At 44.8% G+C, this 16911-nt stretch carries 13 protein-coding genes; 4 read left to right on the top strand and 9 right to left on the bottom strand.

The window, feature by feature from the left end; all coding sequences use genetic code 11:
- The 7 genes from ACY8D0_RS12215 to ACY8D0_RS12185 form a co-directional block, all read right to left on the bottom strand.
- Positions 1-993, bottom strand: a complete 993-nt coding sequence (locus ACY8D0_RS12215) for a glycosyltransferase family 2 protein (protein ID WP_462410779.1) — start codon at positions 991-993, stop codon at positions 1-3.
- A 14-nt stretch (positions 994-1007) separates the two neighbouring features.
- Positions 1008-2693 (bottom strand): DUF6044 family protein, encoded by a 1686-nt coding sequence (locus tag ACY8D0_RS12210; protein WP_462410778.1) that lies wholly within the window; start codon positions 2691-2693, stop codon positions 1008-1010.
- Positions 2690-3385 (bottom strand): polysaccharide deacetylase family protein, encoded by a 696-nt coding sequence (locus ACY8D0_RS12205; RefSeq protein WP_462410777.1) that lies wholly within the window; start codon positions 3383-3385, stop codon positions 2690-2692. Before ACY8D0_RS12205 ends, ACY8D0_RS12210 begins: the two co-directional genes overlap by 4 nt.
- 36 nt (positions 3386-3421) lie before the next feature.
- Positions 3422-4606 (bottom strand): MGDG synthase family glycosyltransferase, encoded by a 1185-nt coding sequence (locus tag ACY8D0_RS12200; protein WP_462410776.1) that lies wholly within the window; start codon positions 4604-4606, stop codon positions 3422-3424.
- Between the two features lie 155 nt (positions 4607-4761).
- Positions 4762-5358 carry an undecaprenyl-diphosphatase gene (locus ACY8D0_RS12195; protein ID WP_462410775.1) on the bottom strand — a complete coding sequence of 199 codons (597 nt, stop codon included), beginning with the start codon at positions 5356-5358 and terminating at the stop codon, positions 4762-4764.
- 53 nt (positions 5359-5411) lie between these two features.
- Positions 5412-6098: a response regulator transcription factor gene (locus ACY8D0_RS12190; RefSeq protein ID WP_462410774.1), complete on the bottom strand. Its 687-nt coding sequence runs from the start codon at positions 6096-6098 to the stop codon at positions 5412-5414.
- Positions 6095-7555 carry a sensor histidine kinase gene (locus ACY8D0_RS12185; protein WP_462410773.1) on the bottom strand — a complete coding sequence of 487 codons (1461 nt, stop codon included), beginning with the start codon at positions 7553-7555 and terminating at the stop codon, positions 6095-6097. Before ACY8D0_RS12185 ends, ACY8D0_RS12190 begins: the two co-directional genes overlap by 4 nt.
- A 325-nt stretch (positions 7556-7880) precedes the next feature.
- Between ACY8D0_RS12185 and ACY8D0_RS12180 the strand changes: the two genes are divergently transcribed.
- Entirely contained in the window at positions 7881-9551 is a 1671-nt protein-coding gene (locus ACY8D0_RS12180) for a glycoside hydrolase family 13 protein (RefSeq protein ID WP_462410772.1), read from the top strand.
- 296 nt (positions 9552-9847) lie between these two features.
- On the top strand, positions 9848-10747 hold the full coding sequence (locus ACY8D0_RS12175; protein WP_462410771.1) for a hypothetical protein: 900 nt from the start codon (positions 9848-9850) through the stop codon (positions 10745-10747).
- A gap of 107 nt (positions 10748-10854) precedes the next feature.
- Here the strand turns inward: ACY8D0_RS12175 and ACY8D0_RS12170 are convergent, their stop codons facing one another.
- Positions 10855-11235 carry a MerR family transcriptional regulator gene (locus ACY8D0_RS12170; protein WP_462410770.1) on the bottom strand — a complete coding sequence of 127 codons (381 nt, stop codon included), beginning with the start codon at positions 11233-11235 and terminating at the stop codon, positions 10855-10857.
- 51 nt (positions 11236-11286) lie between these two features.
- On the bottom strand, positions 11287-11640 hold the full coding sequence (locus ACY8D0_RS12165; protein ID WP_462410769.1) for a carboxymuconolactone decarboxylase family protein: 354 nt from the start codon (positions 11638-11640) through the stop codon (positions 11287-11289).
- Positions 11641-11951: 311 nt separating this feature from the next.
- On the opposite strand from ACY8D0_RS12165, the gene ACY8D0_RS12160 reads away from it, so the two are divergent.
- Positions 11952-16055 (top strand): phosphodiester glycosidase family protein, encoded by a 4104-nt coding sequence (locus ACY8D0_RS12160; protein WP_462410768.1) that lies wholly within the window; start codon positions 11952-11954, stop codon positions 16053-16055.
- 311 nt (positions 16056-16366) lie between these two features.
- The gene (locus ACY8D0_RS12155; protein ID WP_462410767.1) at positions 16367-16888 is read left to right on the top strand and encodes a thioredoxin domain-containing protein; all 522 of its coding nucleotides are present in this window, start codon (positions 16367-16369) and stop codon (positions 16886-16888) included.
- The last annotated feature ends 23 nt before the right edge of the window (positions 16889-16911 follow it).

Raw genomic sequence — 16911 nt, 5'->3', positions numbered from 1 at the left:
CTATCTGACTGCGGCTTCTGTTTTTGGCTGTTTCAAGAAGTGCTGCGAATATAAATCTTTTTCAATAGCATACCTTGGACGCCGTTTGACCTCATGATAAATTTTCCCGATATACTCGCCAATTATCCCGATTCCTGATAATTGCAGCCCGCCGACAAACCAAATGGAAATCATGAGCGACGTCCAGCCTGATTCAGTGTGTCCCAGCATTTCCTCCACCAGCGCATAAGTCCCGGCTGCAGCGCTTATCAATACGGCTAAAAAGCCGATAAAGGTAACCATCCGGATGGGCGCAATACTAAAAGAAGTGATGCCATCAAAGGCAAATGCCAGCATTTTCTTTAGCGGATATTTGGATTCACCGGCCATGCGCTCTTTGCGGTCATAATAAACTTTAGTGGATGGAAAACCCACGAGCGGCACCAAGCCGCGAAGAAACAGGTTGGTTTCTGTGTATTTTAAAAGTTCTTCCAACGCCCGTTTACTCATCAGGCGAAAATCCGCATGGTTGGGTATTAGGTTGATTCCAATCCTTTTCATAAATTTATAGAATCCTAAAGCGGTCGTCCGTTTAAAAACCGTGTCCGTTTCCCTGCTGTCCCGCACACCATAGACAATATCATAGCCTTCCCAGAACTTTTCCAGAAAAGTATGAATCACGTGAATATCGTCCTGCAAATCAGCATCAATAGAAATGACGCAATCCGATGCCTTTGAGGCAGTCTCAAGACCGGCAATCAGCGCATTCTGGTGTCCGGCGTTTCTGGCAAGCTTCAACCCGGTTACCATGGGATTGGTCTCGCATTCATTCTGGATCAATTCCCATGTGCGGTCCGTACTGCCATCATCGACAAACAGGAGTTTACTATCCTGAGAAACCAGCCGCTCACTCATTAAATTCTGAAGGACGTTGGAAAGTACCGCTGCTGATACATCCAGTACTTCTTCTTCGTTATAACACGGAACCACGATTGTCAATACAGGACTATTCATAATGAACAACTCCTTTATTTCACCTGGTAAAGATAAATTCTCCAGGCAGAATCTTTTTGATCAAATGCTTTTTTTAAAATTAACCCGTTCTCTTCTGCGTTGCCAATCGGTACTGCCGAGAAGATATACCGTCCGCCCATTCGTTTAAATACACGGGTATTTAACTGCAAATGGCGGATTTTGACCTTGGAATCCTTTTTGAACTCATAATGTTTTCCAAGCTCGGCCACAAAGATATAGCACCTGCCGCCCCAAGTGTCAAAGTACTTCTTCAACACAGGGCTTTTAGCCAACTCGGGAGCAATGATTTTCCGGAACTCATGTTTATAGGTTAGCGGGTAATAGTTATTGTAAGTATCCAAGGTGTAGAAACCATTATACTGGGCGATGGCCGGATGGATGCCGATGCTCGCCACCCTGTAACTGTCTTTGGGCTTCCCAATATATTGGTCAATTTCATGAAACTGTTCTGTTGCATAAAATTGCTTCACTGAAGGTTTTCCAGCCACCCTGTAGACAATTTCATCGTTTGCCCCAAATAACACGACCAGTTGAAGAACAAGGCAGACTTTGACGAACTTCTTCCTACCGTTGCCCATCCGCCATAGGAGCCAGGCGCCGACTGCAAACATGACATAAATAATCAGCGGCCGCAAAAAATGGAATCGGGCGAAATTAAACGTATTTAAAAGCGAAATCCGGTCTTTTAACGGCTGCCAACCCTTGTAAAACCAAAACGCATACCAAACGGATAAAACGAAATTTAGGATAAACAAGCCATAATAGCGTTTTTCCAGCCAGCCCTTTGGTTTTTTCCGTAACATCCAAAGAACGATAAACGACAACGGGACAATCACAGGTGTATGAATCGTCAGCACATGCGTATGCCCTAAGAAGTAATTTTTAAAAACCAACCGGATTGTGTGCCAAAAACCGAGGGTCGAGCTGACAAATTCATTGCGGCTGGTCGGCGCTTCCGGAAACACAAGCGAATACACGAGACGGTACTCGATGAGCAAATAGAGAGCTGTCATCATCGCTATGCTGGCCAAAAAGATGCCGTTGAATTTCTTTTTGACAAGCAAATCCCTGGCCCACAGCAGCCCCATGGCAAACAGGAAAAAGAAAAATCCCAACACAAAGCTGGAATAAAACGGGAGTAAGATTAGGGTTAGCCATTCTTTCCATGCGTGCTTGCCCTCTCTTATATTCAAAAATGCCCAGAGTGCAAGCGGCATACCAAGGGTGCTGAGCATACCGGACGGCCAAAACGGAGTCAGGGCAAACGCCAGTGATACCCAAACACGGATCGGATAGGCTTCCTCTTCCTTCACAAAGTGCCGCTTCAACAGAAGATACATCCCCAAAAAGGCAAATATCCTGGTAATCGTTTGGCTCAGAGCATACGCCAGCATCGATGGAAACAGCTGATGCAGCCACTGGATGCCGCTGAATTCCGTGCCAAAAGCATTCCGGGGCAGCCCATTGATAATTTGAGGGATTGTGCTGTCAATGCCTCCGAATAATTGCCCGCTGTTATTGAGTACACGATACCAGGCGATGTTCGAATCCAAATTGTCATGAACCCTGATATGGGCATTCTCCCCTAAAATAAATAACGGAGATATATAGATCACGAGCAGCAAACAGGCCAGAAGCAGGTGCTTCTTCTCTTTGCTCCAATTTTGCCAAAAACTCATAACTCATCAATCCTTACACATGTAAAGCCTTTGTTAGTTAACTCTCTTAAGACATCTTTTAAGGCTTGAATAGTATTCATCGGGGCATCCTCATCCGCCCCAAAAGTATCCCCGCTGTCATGCAACAGGATGATATCTCCCTGTTTAATCTTGCTTAGAAGCCGGTTCTTAATTTGTTCACTTCCAGGTTTTCGTTTCCAATCCCCCACCATGACGGACCACAATACAACCTTAAATCGCTTGATGGTGAAAAAATCCATCAGATTTAATAAGCCCCATGGCGGACGATAGTAGACCGGTTTAGTGCCCGTAATCGCTTGGACAATCCGAGCACTCGACTCCAATTGCCGGTGAACGGTCCAGGGAAACATCAGCCAGTTGCATTTATGGACAAAATTATGGATGCCAATTAAATGCCCTTCTTGCTGCATGCGTCTGATCAACTGCGGATATCTGACGGCTTTGGAACCTAAAACAAAAAAGCTGGCCTTAATGTTGTACTTTTTCAATACATCAAGAAGCAACGGTGTGTAAACCGGGTCTGGGCCATCATCAAAAGTAAATGCAATATGGGAAGATTTACGGCTGTGCCGCAATCCGTGCTTCCCTAAACCAAAGGTAAGGAAATAAGGGAACACGGTATAAAATAGATAAATGATGATAATGGCTAAAAGAATGAATGTCAGTATCATATGTGTTCTCCTCATTATTTTTACTGTCAAACCGCTTTAAATAGTTACCCCTGCTCCGACTGGAACCGCAGGATACGGGTGATTTTCAAGGTGCCTTGTCTGTATGATTGCCTCAAGTGCATCAAGCGACGCGGATTTGGAATGAAACAGCCTTGACCTTTGTCTCATTAAATCCAATGGCTTTGTATCTTCCATAATGCCTGTGACTTTGCTGATTAAATCCTCATCATTTTCAGCGAGCAGGGCCAATCCGGACTCTACTAGAAATTTGGCATTATCTTCTTCCTGGCCGGGCAGCGGCCGGTAAAGCAATAAAGGAAGTTCCTTAGCCAGTGCCTCCGACGTGGTGACTCCCCCTGGTTTTGTAATCATTAAATCAGCAAGGGACATCCATTCATGGATATTATCGCAATACCCCAAAAGCAGAATGTGATGCTTAGAGGTGCTGAGCTGCTCCTCCAGCCGCAATTTCAGTCTCTTATTTCTGCCGCAAACAATAATGATTTGAATCGAGTCCGGCAGATATTCCAGTGCCAGAAACGTGGATAACCCCTTCCCAATGAATCCTTCTCCCCCTCCCATAATCAGAAGAGTGAAGGTATTGGGATTCAACTGATATTTTGACGCGAGGGACTCACGCGGCTGTGATTTCACAAATTTTTTATGGACAGGTATACCGGAATGCTGAATCTTATCGCTTTCTACCCCTAGTGCCACCAACCGGTCACCAACCTCTTTCGATCCGACAATATATTGGTCGGTATACGGATAGACCCAATAGGAATGGTCGGTATAATCGGTAATAATCGTCACCAGAGGAATATCCACCAGTCGGTTTTCCTTTAGTTTAGACATAATGCCCGCTGCAAATGGATAGGTGCACACCACAACAGAAGGCTGCATATTCCTGATCATTTCGAGCATGGAACCCATACCGGTTGTCATAAGCTCATTTAGCCATATTGAGAAAGAGCTTCTTTCCCTGGTTTTTTTATAAAAATAACTGTAAACCTGAGGAAACCTTTTGATCATTCGACTGTAAACATAATGACTGACTGGAAAAAGGAACGGATGGAGCCACTGCATGATATCCATCATAACGGACTCGGCATTTGGATGGGTTAAATGAATTGCTTCGTTAATAGCATCGGCCACTTGCGTATGCCCGTCGCCATATGAGGCGGATAGAATCAAAATTTTATCCTTCTTTAGTTCATTCATTGCATACCATCTCCTAAACATCCACTTACTAAGTTCTCAATACCATCGTAAGCAATCACTCTAAAAATCTAATGAATAGCAGATTAAAATTTCATTAAAATTCTTAGTTTAATAGACGATGTTAAAACCGTATTTCATCACGGGCAGGATGCTATTTACCGCCTGGTTGTCTTCTTCAGAACCGCATTTTCGATTCTTTCATAGAACGAAATCACAAACCAGCTAAGCTTATTTAATCTATTCCATCTATAAAATAAATCGTGTACCAAGAAAGCGGCCCCTGTTCCGATTGCCATTCCGGCGATCACATCTAATGGGTAATGGACACCCGTCCAGACGCGGGACAGGGAGATTCCGGCAGCGAGCACCAGCCAAAACCAGCCATCCCGTTTCCTCCAAATCCAAATGGAAGCGGCAATGACAAATGCCGCTGTCGCATGGTCGCTCGGGAATGAGGCATTCTTAACATGATCAATTAGCCAGTGGACATGGTGGGAAACAAACGGCCGGTCACGATAAAACAACAAGCCAATCAGCACGTTTACGCCTAAAGCCAAACAAGCTGACACACAAGCTTCTACCACCATTTTCCGGTTCTCCGATTTTTGATAAAACCAATAAAAAAGAAGTCCGGCAAAAAATAAATACTCTGCTTTCTCCGCCAAGAACACCATAAACGGATTAAACATCCGCTCACTGACCGCCAGATGATTGATCCATTGGAATGCCATATAATCAAATTTTGATAACATAATAGTCCTCCCTACAAGCTAGTTCGTTTTCCTTACAAAACGGATAACTGTCATTACCCCTTAAACCGGTACCCGGCCCCCCACACGGTCTCGATATATTGAGGGTTGGACGGATCCGCTTCGATCTTTTCCCGGATTTTCCGGATGTGTACCGTCACAGTAGAGATATCTCCCATTGAATCCATGCCCCATAGTTTTTCAAATAAATGTTCCTTGCTGAACACATGGTTCGGATTGAGGGCAAAAAAGGTTAACAGATCAAATTCCTTTGTGGTAAACACCACCTCATGATCATTGACATATACCCGCCTTGAAACCGGGTCAATCCTGAGGCCGCGGATCAAAATACCTTCATTTTGCGGTTCCCTGCCAATCAATCTTTCATAGCGCGCGAGGTGCGCTTTTACCCTTGCTACCAGTTCACTCGGGCTAAACGGTTTGACAATATAATCATCTGCCCCGAGCCCTAGCCCGCGGATTTTATCAATGTCTTCCTTTTTGGCGGAGACCATTAAGATGGGGATATCCTTCTCCTTCCGGATTGCTTTGCAGATTTGGAAACCATCGACCCCTGGAAGCATCAAATCCAGCAGCACCAAATCAAACTCTTTGGTCAATGCTTGGTCTAATCCTTCGTTGCCTGTTAAAGCAATCTCTACTGTAAATCCGTCCAATTCCAGGTAATCCCGTTCGAGTTCGGCAATGCTCTGATCATCTTCAATAATTAACACCTGTTTCATTGCTCTTCACCTGCTTTTTCTAATGTAAAGGAAATAGTGGTTCCTATTCCTTTTTGACTTTCTGCCCAAATCGAACCATGATGTTCTTCAATAATCCGCTTGGCAATGGATAATCCCAATCCGCTCCCGCCTTTTTGGGTTCCCCGTGCCACATCGGCACGATAAAACCGGTCAAAGATCAAGGGTAAATGTTCCTCGGAAATCCCCGGCCCATTGTCCGAGATGCTGAAAAGAACATGGGAACCGGATGCGGATAAATGGAAGACAAGCCGTTTGTCCGGTTTATCATTATATTTCAATGAATTTTCTACAATATTAGTAATTACCCGTTTCATATTCTCACGGTCACCGATAATTGGAAAATCCTCCTGTTGTTCTATGTGCAAGTCCACTTTCACCTGCTTATCTTCTACATCGAACCGTAGTTCCTCCACGAAATCCCGAACATATTGGTCAAAATGAATTTTTTCAAAATGAAAAGGAAGCCGCTGCAAATCTAACTTGGAATACAAAAACAGTTCATCGATCATGTGATCGAGCTCGTTTGCTTTCGACAGGATGGTTTGGACGTACCGGTCCAACTTTTCCGGACTGTTAGCCACCCCGTCCCGTATCCCCTCCACGTATCCTTTTATGGTTGTAATCGGCGTTTTTAAATCGTGAGAAATGTTAGCAATCAACTCTTTGCGATTTTCTTCATAGGCCAGCTGCATTTCAATCGATTCTTGTAACCTGACCCTCATTTCCTCAAAACCTTGGGCAAGCTGCCCGATTTCATCTTTGGAAGTCACCGGAATGGGAAGCGTCAAGTCCCCTTCTTTCATCTGACGTGCCGCTTTCTGCAGTCCCCGAATCGGCCGAATGATACTTCTTGACACATAATAGGTCAGCAGCCCATTGGTGCCGATTAAAATGATGATCAAAGCGATAAATAGGATTGGGAAGGAGGTTCGGACAAATTTGGCTAGGCTGCTGGCATCCGTAATAAAGAATAACGAGCCCTCTGTACCGTCAGGATAATAGAAATCCAATTTTTTAATGGACACAAACTGATGAGCGACCCGTTCAACCGGTTCTATTTCACCAAACAAACCGAATATGGGAAGTTCGTCTGTTTCTAACCCTTTTAATTTCTCTGGAAGGTAAATGATTTTATTCGCCTTTCTTACAACCAACGAGGTGCTTTCCACTTGATACAATTGATGGTCAATCTTTTTCAAATAGGTTTGATCCAAAAAGAGTCCTGGATTGTTGATGGTTTCCTTGTGCAGATCGATCAATAATTGATCTTGTGCTGTCATATGTTGTTCATGTTCCGGGGGTAAGTAAATGTTTTTTAGCTCTTTAATATCCCCTCTAAAAAGCAAGGCCACTAAAAGTGTGGATAAAACAACAAAAAACACCGGCACAAGAATCATAGCAAGATACGATAATAAAAGCCGTAAACGAATCGACATCTTCTCCACACTACTTCCTGATTAAATTTCTTTTTGGCTGAACTTATAGTTGCCTCATGTGAAGAGCTATTCACAAAATGAAAGGAGTTCAATGGCACTCCAATAGGAACTGCGGTGAGTTCCACTCATTAAATTCATGGTACAGGAATATCATAGGCAAAAGCCTTTAACAGCCCATTAATGAAAGATTAAAAATTTCTTAAATATCATGGAAAGCAGACTTTTTGCCTCTAAATTTAATGTTCCCCGGTGCTATAAACTTTTAGTACGGTTGGGGAATGGCCGTGGTATAGTGAGGATATCTAATCGTAAGGAGGTCGGTGAAATGGAAAAACATGAACAGTGGTGGAAAAAATGCGTGGCTTACCAAATCTATCCGCGTAGTTTTATGGATTCCAACGGGGACGGGATTGGGGATATCCCGGGAATCATCTCGAAGCTCGATTATCTGAAGGATTTAGGGATTGATGTCATCTGGGTGTGCCCGATGTACCAATCGCCAAACGATGATAACGGCTATGATATCAGCGATTATCAGGAGATTATGGCTGAGTTCGGGACGATGGACGACTTTGACCGGCTGCTCGCCGAGACCCATCGCCTAGGCATGAAACTGATTTTGGATCTGGTTATCAACCACACCAGCGATGAACACCCCTGGTTTATCGAATCCCGTTCCTCCAAGGGCAGCCCAAAGCGCGACTGGTATATCTGGCGGGACGGCAAGGACGGGAAAGAACCGAATAACTGGGAAAGCATTTTTAGCGGTCCCGCATGGGAATATGATGAAGAAACCGGCCAGTATTATCTGCATCTTTTTTCAAAAAAGCAGCCAGACCTCAATTGGGAGAACCCACAGGTTCGAAACGCTCTCTATGACATGGTTAACTGGTGGCTCGACAAAGGCATTGACGGATTCCGGGTGGACGCCATCAGCCATATCAAGAAAGAACCCGGCTTTAACGATATGCCAAACCCAAAGCACCTCCCCTACGTCCCCTGCTTTGAAAAAATGATGAATGTCGACGGAATTCACACGTTTCTAGAGGAATTAAAGGAAGAAACGTTTGCCAAGTATGATATTATGACCGTCGGCGAAGCGAATGGCGTGACGGTCGAGGATAAGGAAGACTTGGAGCTTTGGGTCGGTGAAAACAAAGGGAAATTTAATATGGTGTTCCAATTTGAACATCTCGCCCTTTGGGATGCAGAAAAGAAGAAGCAGCTCAATATCATCGAGTTGAAGGCTGTTCTGTCCCGCTGGCAAAAAGCCTTGGAAAACAAGGGCTGGAATGCCTTGTTTATCGAGAACCATGACAAAGCCCGCGTGGTTTCCACATGGGGAAATGACAAAGAGTACTGGCGAGAAAGCGCGACGGCGTTTGCAGCGATGTACTTCCTGATGCAGGGGACCCCGTTTATTTACCAAGGACAGGAAATTGGAATGGCGAATGTCATGTTTGAAAATATAGAAGAATATAATGATGTTTCTGCGAAAAATATGTATCGTTTGAAGCGGGCCGCGGGCGTTCCCCATGAGGACATCATGGAGATGATTTGGGCATCAGGCCGCGACAATGCCCGGACGCCGATGCAGTGGTCGGACGGACAAAATGCCGGGTTCAGCACCGGGACCCCTTGGCTTGGGGTGAACCCGAACTACCGGAGCATCAATGTCGAAGCACAGCAAAACGATGCCCATTCAATCCTGCAATTTTATAAAAACTTAATTACTTTAAGGAAAGCCAACGAGGTATTTACCTACGGCACCTATCATTTACTGCAGCGAAATCACCGGCAGATTTACGCTTACATCCGTGCACTGGGTACGGAAAGAGCGGTGGTGATCGCAAATCTTTCGTTAAAGCCGGCCACTTTCACGGGCATATCATTGGAGTACCGGAACCTGTTGCTTCATAACTATGAAGTTCCTAGGCATAAAAAAGTCAGAAAACTTACTTTAAATCCTTATGAAGCTAGAGTATATCGGTTTTAACAAGGAATCAGGGGTTGGATCTCACAGGTTGCGGGGTCCGGCCCCTTTTCGTTATCCCAATTAAGGAAAACTCCCACTTATGTTTGCCGGCCCCCTTTCCCCTTTTTCACTTCCGCCCACCTCCTCCCCTTCAAAAAATTTTCGGCATACAGGATAAACAGCCTGACCAAATAGAAAATTGTGGTAAAATAATGTTGAGATGTGACACCTAATAGATATTATGTCGTATCACCCGTATATTTAGAGCCAGGAGATGTATTCCAAAATAGGTCTATGTACTTAAGGGGGAGAGGACGTTGAAAACAAAATTATTCATGGCTTTAATTTTGCTTGGACTCGTCGGCGGGGGAGCATACTTTGGATATGAACGGTTCTATCAAGAAGACAAGCCTGTTCCCGCTTCTGCAAAACCCATGCAAACGGACGACAGTCCAAAGGAACAGGAAATGGATAAGGAAAAGCAAGAGAAGAACGAGGAACAGATTACGGATGAAAAGAACAATATTCAATTGGAGAACACGGACCTCATACTTGACGGGGATTGGACACGGAATACACTCCATTATGAAGGGTTCTTGAAAATCAAAAACGCAACGAAAGAAACGTTTGATTTTACACTGGTTACCTTTGCCGGTGGCAATATTGGAAATCTGGAAGGCCAGGCTGCGATTCAAGGAACCAAAGCGGTATTTACAGAATCAGAATTTGGATGCCAGTTGGACTTCGATATTTCCAAAAGTCAAATTCATATTTCCCAAAATGATGCATGTCAATACTGGGCCGGAGCAGGTGCGGTTTTTGAAGGAGATTATGATAGAGGCGGGAAAAATATTCAAACCGATTTGATTAAACAGGGGATTCTGCAAAATAAACAGGAAGATGACATCTTTAGGTCTGCCGTCGGAAAGGATTATCCATTATTTTTAAATACGATGGGTTCCTATTCAGAAGGACAGGATCTTGACGGACTAAATGCCAGAGTGATCGAAGGCTTTGTCAGAGGGGTGGCCACCGAGCTAAGGGGCATCATTATGATTAATGACCGATATGCCTATGCGGCAACCGTCGATTCTGAAAATGGGACCATTAATTATTATACGAATGACCCGTCCCGTAAAAAGGATATTCCCAAATCCTTTACAGCATGGATTGATGAAACGATTGGATATACCGGGTACGAATTAATTTATAAATAGGCAAAAAAGCTGTTCCTAGTCGAACAGCTTTTTCTTGCTTTTGTTGCTAAAAAGTATCGAGTGGTTTTGGTATAAACTGACTCACCCGGCATCGGCCAGAACGTGACCTAGTTGGATGTGTTTGGGTCCTCCATTCCTTTATAGTAGTCGATCTTTTCCACTATTTTTTTAAGATTCTCCTGAAGCCCTTCAATTTGAGCAGTAACCTTCCGCTGATGCTCCTCTAACAATTCACGGCGTTCCTTAATCGAACTCTCTCCCTGACTGCGTAAATCGGAAAACTTTTTCATGTCAGAAATTGACATACCGGTCTCCCTCAAACGGATTAAAAAATGAATCCAAGAAAGATCTTTCTCCGAATATTGTCGATAGCCACTTTCATTTCGATCTACCCCAGCAAGTAATCCGATTTTTTCATAGTAACGGAGAGTGTGAACCGATAGATTGGTTATTTTTGCAATTTGTTGTATACTGATAAATTTTTCCATACTCCTGATTATACCGTCCTTGTGGAATTATAACCATTGCACCAAACCTTGCTATTTGTTGGTTATTTCCTTTAGCAAATGATAGGCATTGATTGCGGTTGGAAAGCCGGAATATGGCACCGTTTGAATAATAATCTCTTCCAGCTCCTCTTTGGTGATACCGACATTTAAGGCAGCGGCCAGGTGAACCTTTAATTGCGGCGCACAATGCCCCAAAACGGTGAGCATAGCCACTGTGGCTATCTCTCTGTCTCTTAAGCTTAATCCATCCCTTGAATAAATATCCCCAAACGCGAATTCAACAATATACTTTCCCAAATCACCAAGCGGGGCCACAACTTGCTCGCCAACACTTCCATCGACTTCCGACAATTTCACTGTACCCCTTGTAAACCGATCATCCATGCACATTTCCCTCCATTAAAAATTGATACCAATCACTTCATGTCATTAGCATAAACCTTTGAGCGCGCTCTAAGGCAAGACGGATTTTTGGGTTTTCCTGTGACCGGCCTACCTAACAGCGACAAAATGCCATCGCCATTTATTGGGAAATATTTGTAAAACCGTGCCGTCGAATTCACTTCTAGGCTATTATACCTATTTTAATAGTATCAGAGAATTCTTAACATGAAATTAATATCAGCTTAATATTGCTAAAATAGTATGAATTTGACAGATTCTGCTGATGTCCATCAAAATTTTGGAGGTGCTGTATGAGGAGAGGTTGGAAGAGGCGATTTTTGCCGGTGACGCTGTCGATGGCGCTGGCGGGCAGTGTCGTATCGCCGGGTTTGACGTCAGCTTTAGGGAGCTTTGATTTAAGTTCACCCATTGTTCAGTCGCCCATTAATGAGTATCGAGCAGACATTGCTCCGGGAGTAGTAGAAAAGCACTACAGCTTTGAAGGAAAAGACAGTAAGAAGATTGAGAGTTTCGTAGTCGATGTGGATGTACATAATCCGAGTGTTGCGATTGAAGCGGGCACTCCGAATGATGGCACCGCCTTTGGCCTGCAGCCGGTCAGGCAGCAAGCTTCCGCGGCAGACAGCGAGAATCATAAGGTGGTAGCCGCGGTAAACGCTGATTTTTATAATATGGCGACAGGCGAGCCAATCGGGATTGTTTACAAAGATGGACAAGCTGTGAAAACCCAGTACTCCTCCTCACAGAGGTTCTTCGGAATCACCAAATCCGGCCAAGCGGTCATCGGTGACGGAGCCCTCTATGAGGGAATGAAGGATCAGCTGCAAGAGGCACTCGGCGGCAATGCGATCCTCGTAAAAAATAGCCAAATCTATCAAACTCCGCAAACGGGAGCGGACAAAGAGCCAAGGACTGCAGTGGGAATTAAAGCAGACGGCGATGTCTTTTTTGCTGTAATCGATGGCAGGCAAGAGCCCTATTCAGCCGGAATTTCGATGCCGGATTTAGCCCAATTGATGATTGACTTAGGGGCCGTGACGGCGCTGAACCTGGATGGCGGCGGGTCCGCCACCTTCACCACCCGCGAACTGGGCGGAGATAAATTGGAGCTCGACAACTCCCCTTCTGATCGTTCGGAAAGAAGTGTGGCCAACACTTGGCTGGTTGTGTCAAAAGAACCATCCGATCATGCATTTGCGTCGGCACATATCGAACCATACGATCAATCGTTTACACCGGGATCTTCGATAAAGTTTACGGCCAAGGGAAGGGATAAATCAATGGCTTCCGCCGCATTGCCGTCCTCTGGGTTGACTTGGGAAATTTCTGACTCATCCTTCGGCACCATCGACGAAAATGGAACCTTTTTATCCAATAAAAAAACGGGCCAGTTCGAAGCCATCCTGAAATATCAAGGAAATGAGGTTGGAAAGAGCATTGTTGAAATTGCCCAGCCAGATGAAATGTATTTTCCATCAGCAGAACTGACGGCTGCGAAAAACAGCGAAACGGATTTAGACTTAATCACGAAATATCAAAAGAGAGAAGTCAAATGGAACTTACAAGATATCGAGTTTGACATCCCTGAGGGCATGGGAACCATTGATGAAACAGGCGTGCTTCACACCGGTGATAAAACAGTATCAGGCACCATTACCGCCCGCTTGAAGAACACCAGCCTGCAAGCACAAATCAAAGTGTCGGTCGGAAAGCTTCCTGAAGTCTTGTTTGATTTTGAAAACGGTCTTGGCGGCTGGAAACCCACTGTGGTGGGCCGCGGGGAAAAAGCGTCACTTGGTTTATCGGCCTATCCGGCACCTGTCCGTTTTGGCAATCAGTCCTTACAATTTAATTTTGATTTAACCAGCGCCCAAACAGGAACCACACTTGGCGCTTATGCGGGACCTGGCTCCAATATCAGCATTCCGGATAATCCTACCGGCATTGGCATGTGGGTGTACGCCACTCCGGAATCACAAGGCTATTGGCTGCGGATGAACCTTGTCGACGGCAATGGTAAAACACAGACCATCAATCTCACCAATGAAACGCCAGGAGTCGATTGGACAGGCTGGAAATATATCGAGGCAGAAATTCCTACTACCTTTACCGGTCCTTTCAAGCTTTCTGGTACCCAAACGATTCGGTTAATGTCGACGAAATCCGGCATTACCGGGCCGATGACCAAAGGTACCATCTATGTCGATAATATTCGCGCTGTTTATGGTGAAAAGGTCGATGATTTATTTGCCCCAGAAATTCAGTCTATCAACGTGGATGGGCAAGCTTTTACTACCAATGCTGTCAATTTGAAAGCTAATGTGAATGAATATGAGAACGATCCGTTCAAAACAGGAATTGATTGGGAAAAAATTCGAGTTCTTGTTGATGGAAAAGATTTTTCCCAAGCACCAGGCCATTTTTCCTATGACATGGATGGTTCCGTTTCACTGACAGGTTATAAATGGGCGGATGGTACCCACCAGGCTGCCTTTATGGTCCCGGATAAATTCGGAAACCAAGCCGTCAAAACCGTTTATTTTACGGTCAACACAGGTTCAGCGAAGATGGACGTGGTGAAAAAGCAAGAGCAAGCCTTGCTGGGCGACCTTTTTGAACTTGTCGTGAAGGCTTCCAATCCGGCGGAGATCTCCGGTTCTACCTTGAAACTCAAAGTCGATAAAGACTACCCATTCGAGGGTGTTTATTTTTCAAACGGGTTTAATACAAGCACCTATAGCTATGATAGGTCAACGGGAATTCTCACGCTGAACCTGGTGAATACCGGCGAAACAGCCGCCGCAGATGCTGCGACGATTGGAATTCGCGTCCCGGCATCAACGAAAGAAGGCAGCAAGTTAACCTATGAAATGCTGGAAGCGGGCTTAACCTATGCTTCACCGAAGGATGCCAACTTTGTATCCACGTATTTCATGCAGCCAGCCAGCGCGGATGTCATCGGAGCCTTTAATCTGACAGCAGAACCAATCTTAATTGGCAAGCCGGCTGTGATAAACGTGAAGGATCCAAATAATCAACCAGTTGCCGACGCTGAAATTTTTACCGTCATCGGTGGAAACAAGGATGCGATTTCACTGGGCAAAACGGATGCCAACGGCACACTTCGGGTGGATAAGATTACTGATGAAGTGAAAACAATCGCTTTATATGCCGTGAAGGACGGGAAGTATTCCTTTAAAGTGAATACCCAGACCTACCCTGCTCTTGCGGCGAAGACAGAAATCAAAAACATCGTCTCGACTCCTGTCGGCGACCCTTATAAAGAAAAAGGCTTCACCTGGATGTCGAGCCCGTTAGCGAATGAAAAAACAGTCATTCAATACGCCCGGAAACAGGATTATGGCCGGATTGGTGATCAGGCGTTGGAAACAGTCAGCGGCACCTCCAGCAGCCAAGTTTTCTCCGGTGAGCAGGATCCTGCGAAAAACGGAATTGTCCGGGTAAATGAAATCAAGTTGACGAAGCTGCAGCAAAATACAAACTATGTGTACCGTGTCGGGGACGGCGAAAACTGGTCCGATTGGCAGGATTTCAAAACCTTGAGCCGGAAACAAAGCTTTGAATTTGCTGTGTTGGGCGACACGCAATCGCCGGCTGACCTGAGTGATTTTTCAAAGATCCTCGGTGATTTGGAGAAAAAAGACCTGGCGTTCATGATCCATGTCGGCGACTTGGTCGATGAGTCCGCCAAGTTTAAGCAATGGGAAGATACCTTGAATGTCTTGAATAGCTACAGCAAAATTCGGTCAACCGACCTTGTGGCGACGCTCGGAAACCATGAATACATGGGGGATGCCGATGCCAGCCTGGCCAAATCAATCTTTAACTCGCCGGAAAACGGACCAGACGCTGACAAAGGCGGGACGTATTCGGTGGATTACAATAACATGCACATCAGTGTGCTGGGCTATACGGACAGTGCCGAGGTGCTCGATGCTCAGCTTGAGTGGTTGAAGCAGGATGTAGCGTCCACTGACAAGCCATGGAAAATCCTTGTGACCCACAAACCGCCATATTACACAAATCCGTTTGGCGGCAATGAAAACATGAAGGAAAAACTGCCGCCGGTTGTGGATGAACTCGGAATTGATATCGTGTTCTCCGGGCATGACCACTCTTACGGCAGAACGAAAAAGATCAAAGCGGGAGTCGAGGATCCCCACGGAACCGTGTATGTGGTAGCTGGCACTACCGGCAAAAAACACTACGACGCGGTCGCCGATGAGAAATTCGACTTTGTCAACATGGAAAATATCGCGGTTTCCTTGCAGGCAAAAGTCGACAAAGACAAAATCACAATTACGACCGTCACATCGGATGGAGAGGCCATTGATGAATTTACTGTCGTAAATGAGGATTATTTCGAGGAATAAACACGGGAAGTTACCTGACAAAGATTTGGAACCACTAGTTTAATGAAAAGGAGAAGTGCCTATTTTTGCACTTCTCCTTTTTTCTATAAAAATATCTTATGTGTTCATAACGTGGTTGATGACTCTTGCTTCCAGTTCAGATACGGCGCTGTCATCCCGTTGTCTCGGACGTTGGATTGTAACGTGCTGGTCCATGGAAATTGTGCCTTATACTGTAAAGTTTTAGCTATAAAGTTGACAACCTTATGGTGAATTATTAAACTTTATAAAAGTTAGAAAATTTAAATTTTTATAGAAAAAGAGGATGTTAAATGACAAGCCAAATAGAGAATGCACAGTTATGTTTCGGCAAGAAAGATGCACCAGTTAAGGTGGAAGTGTTTTTGAACTTAGCGTGCCCGTACTGCGCCACATTCTTCGGGATGGCGGAAGAGGTTTTGCCTAAGTACATCGATAATGGGCAAGTGGAGTATATCATCAAACATTATGACAAGCCGAGAGAAATGCTGCTGATTGGGACATTAATCAATACTCATCTGGATTATGAGTATCCGGTACAGGTAAGGCAAATCATGGCGGAATTATTTGCTTCGCAAGCGGAGTGGGATCAGACAACGAATCAAGACATTAAACGTATGCTTGGTGAAAAATATCAGCTGAAGGAAGAGCCGAATAACATCAATATCAGCCTGGATGTCACCGCCGAGGCCATCCGCCGGGGCGTAAAAATGGTTCCAACAGTATTCATTAACAACAAAGAGTTCCAATTTCCAGTAGAACTAACGGCCGACGAACTTCAAACTGAAATCGACGCTGCACTAGAACAAAAATAAAACATGGGGACATTTCTTGTGTA

The organism is Neobacillus camarae (assembly GCF_054950115.1).
The sequence above is the reverse complement of the archived record's forward strand: the minus strand, read 5'-3'. Positions and strand labels throughout refer to the sequence as shown.

Coding starts and splice junctions, on each gene's coding strand:
- ACY8D0_RS12215 (WP_462410779.1), bottom strand. CDS start 993: ATGAATAGTCCTGTATTGACAATCGTGGTTCCGTGTTATAACGAAGAA.
- ACY8D0_RS12210 (WP_462410778.1), bottom strand. CDS start 2,693: ATGAGTTTTTGGCAAAATTGGAGCAAAGAGAAGAAGCACCTGCTTCTG.
- ACY8D0_RS12205 (WP_462410777.1), bottom strand. CDS start 3,385: ATGATACTGACATTCATTCTTTTAGCCATTATCATCATTTATCTATTT.
- ACY8D0_RS12200 (WP_462410776.1), bottom strand. CDS start 4,606: ATGAATGAACTAAAGAAGGATAAAATTTTGATTCTATCCGCCTCATAT.
- ACY8D0_RS12195 (WP_462410775.1), bottom strand. CDS start 5,358: ATGTTATCAAAATTTGATTATATGGCATTCCAATGGATCAATCATCTG.
- ACY8D0_RS12190 (WP_462410774.1), bottom strand. CDS start 6,098: ATGAAACAGGTGTTAATTATTGAAGATGATCAGAGCATTGCCGAACTC.
- ACY8D0_RS12185 (WP_462410773.1), bottom strand. CDS start 7,555: ATGTCGATTCGTTTACGGCTTTTATTATCGTATCTTGCTATGATTCTT.
- ACY8D0_RS12180 (WP_462410772.1), top strand. CDS start 7,881: ATGGAAAAACATGAACAGTGGTGGAAAAAATGCGTGGCTTACCAAATC.
- ACY8D0_RS12170 (WP_462410770.1), bottom strand. CDS start 11,235: ATGGAAAAATTTATCAGTATACAACAAATTGCAAAAATAACCAATCTA.
- ACY8D0_RS12165 (WP_462410769.1), bottom strand. CDS start 11,640: ATGGATGATCGGTTTACAAGGGGTACAGTGAAATTGTCGGAAGTCGAT.
- ACY8D0_RS12160 (WP_462410768.1), top strand. CDS start 11,952: ATGAGGAGAGGTTGGAAGAGGCGATTTTTGCCGGTGACGCTGTCGATG.
- ACY8D0_RS12155 (WP_462410767.1), top strand. CDS start 16,367: ATGACAAGCCAAATAGAGAATGCACAGTTATGTTTCGGCAAGAAAGAT.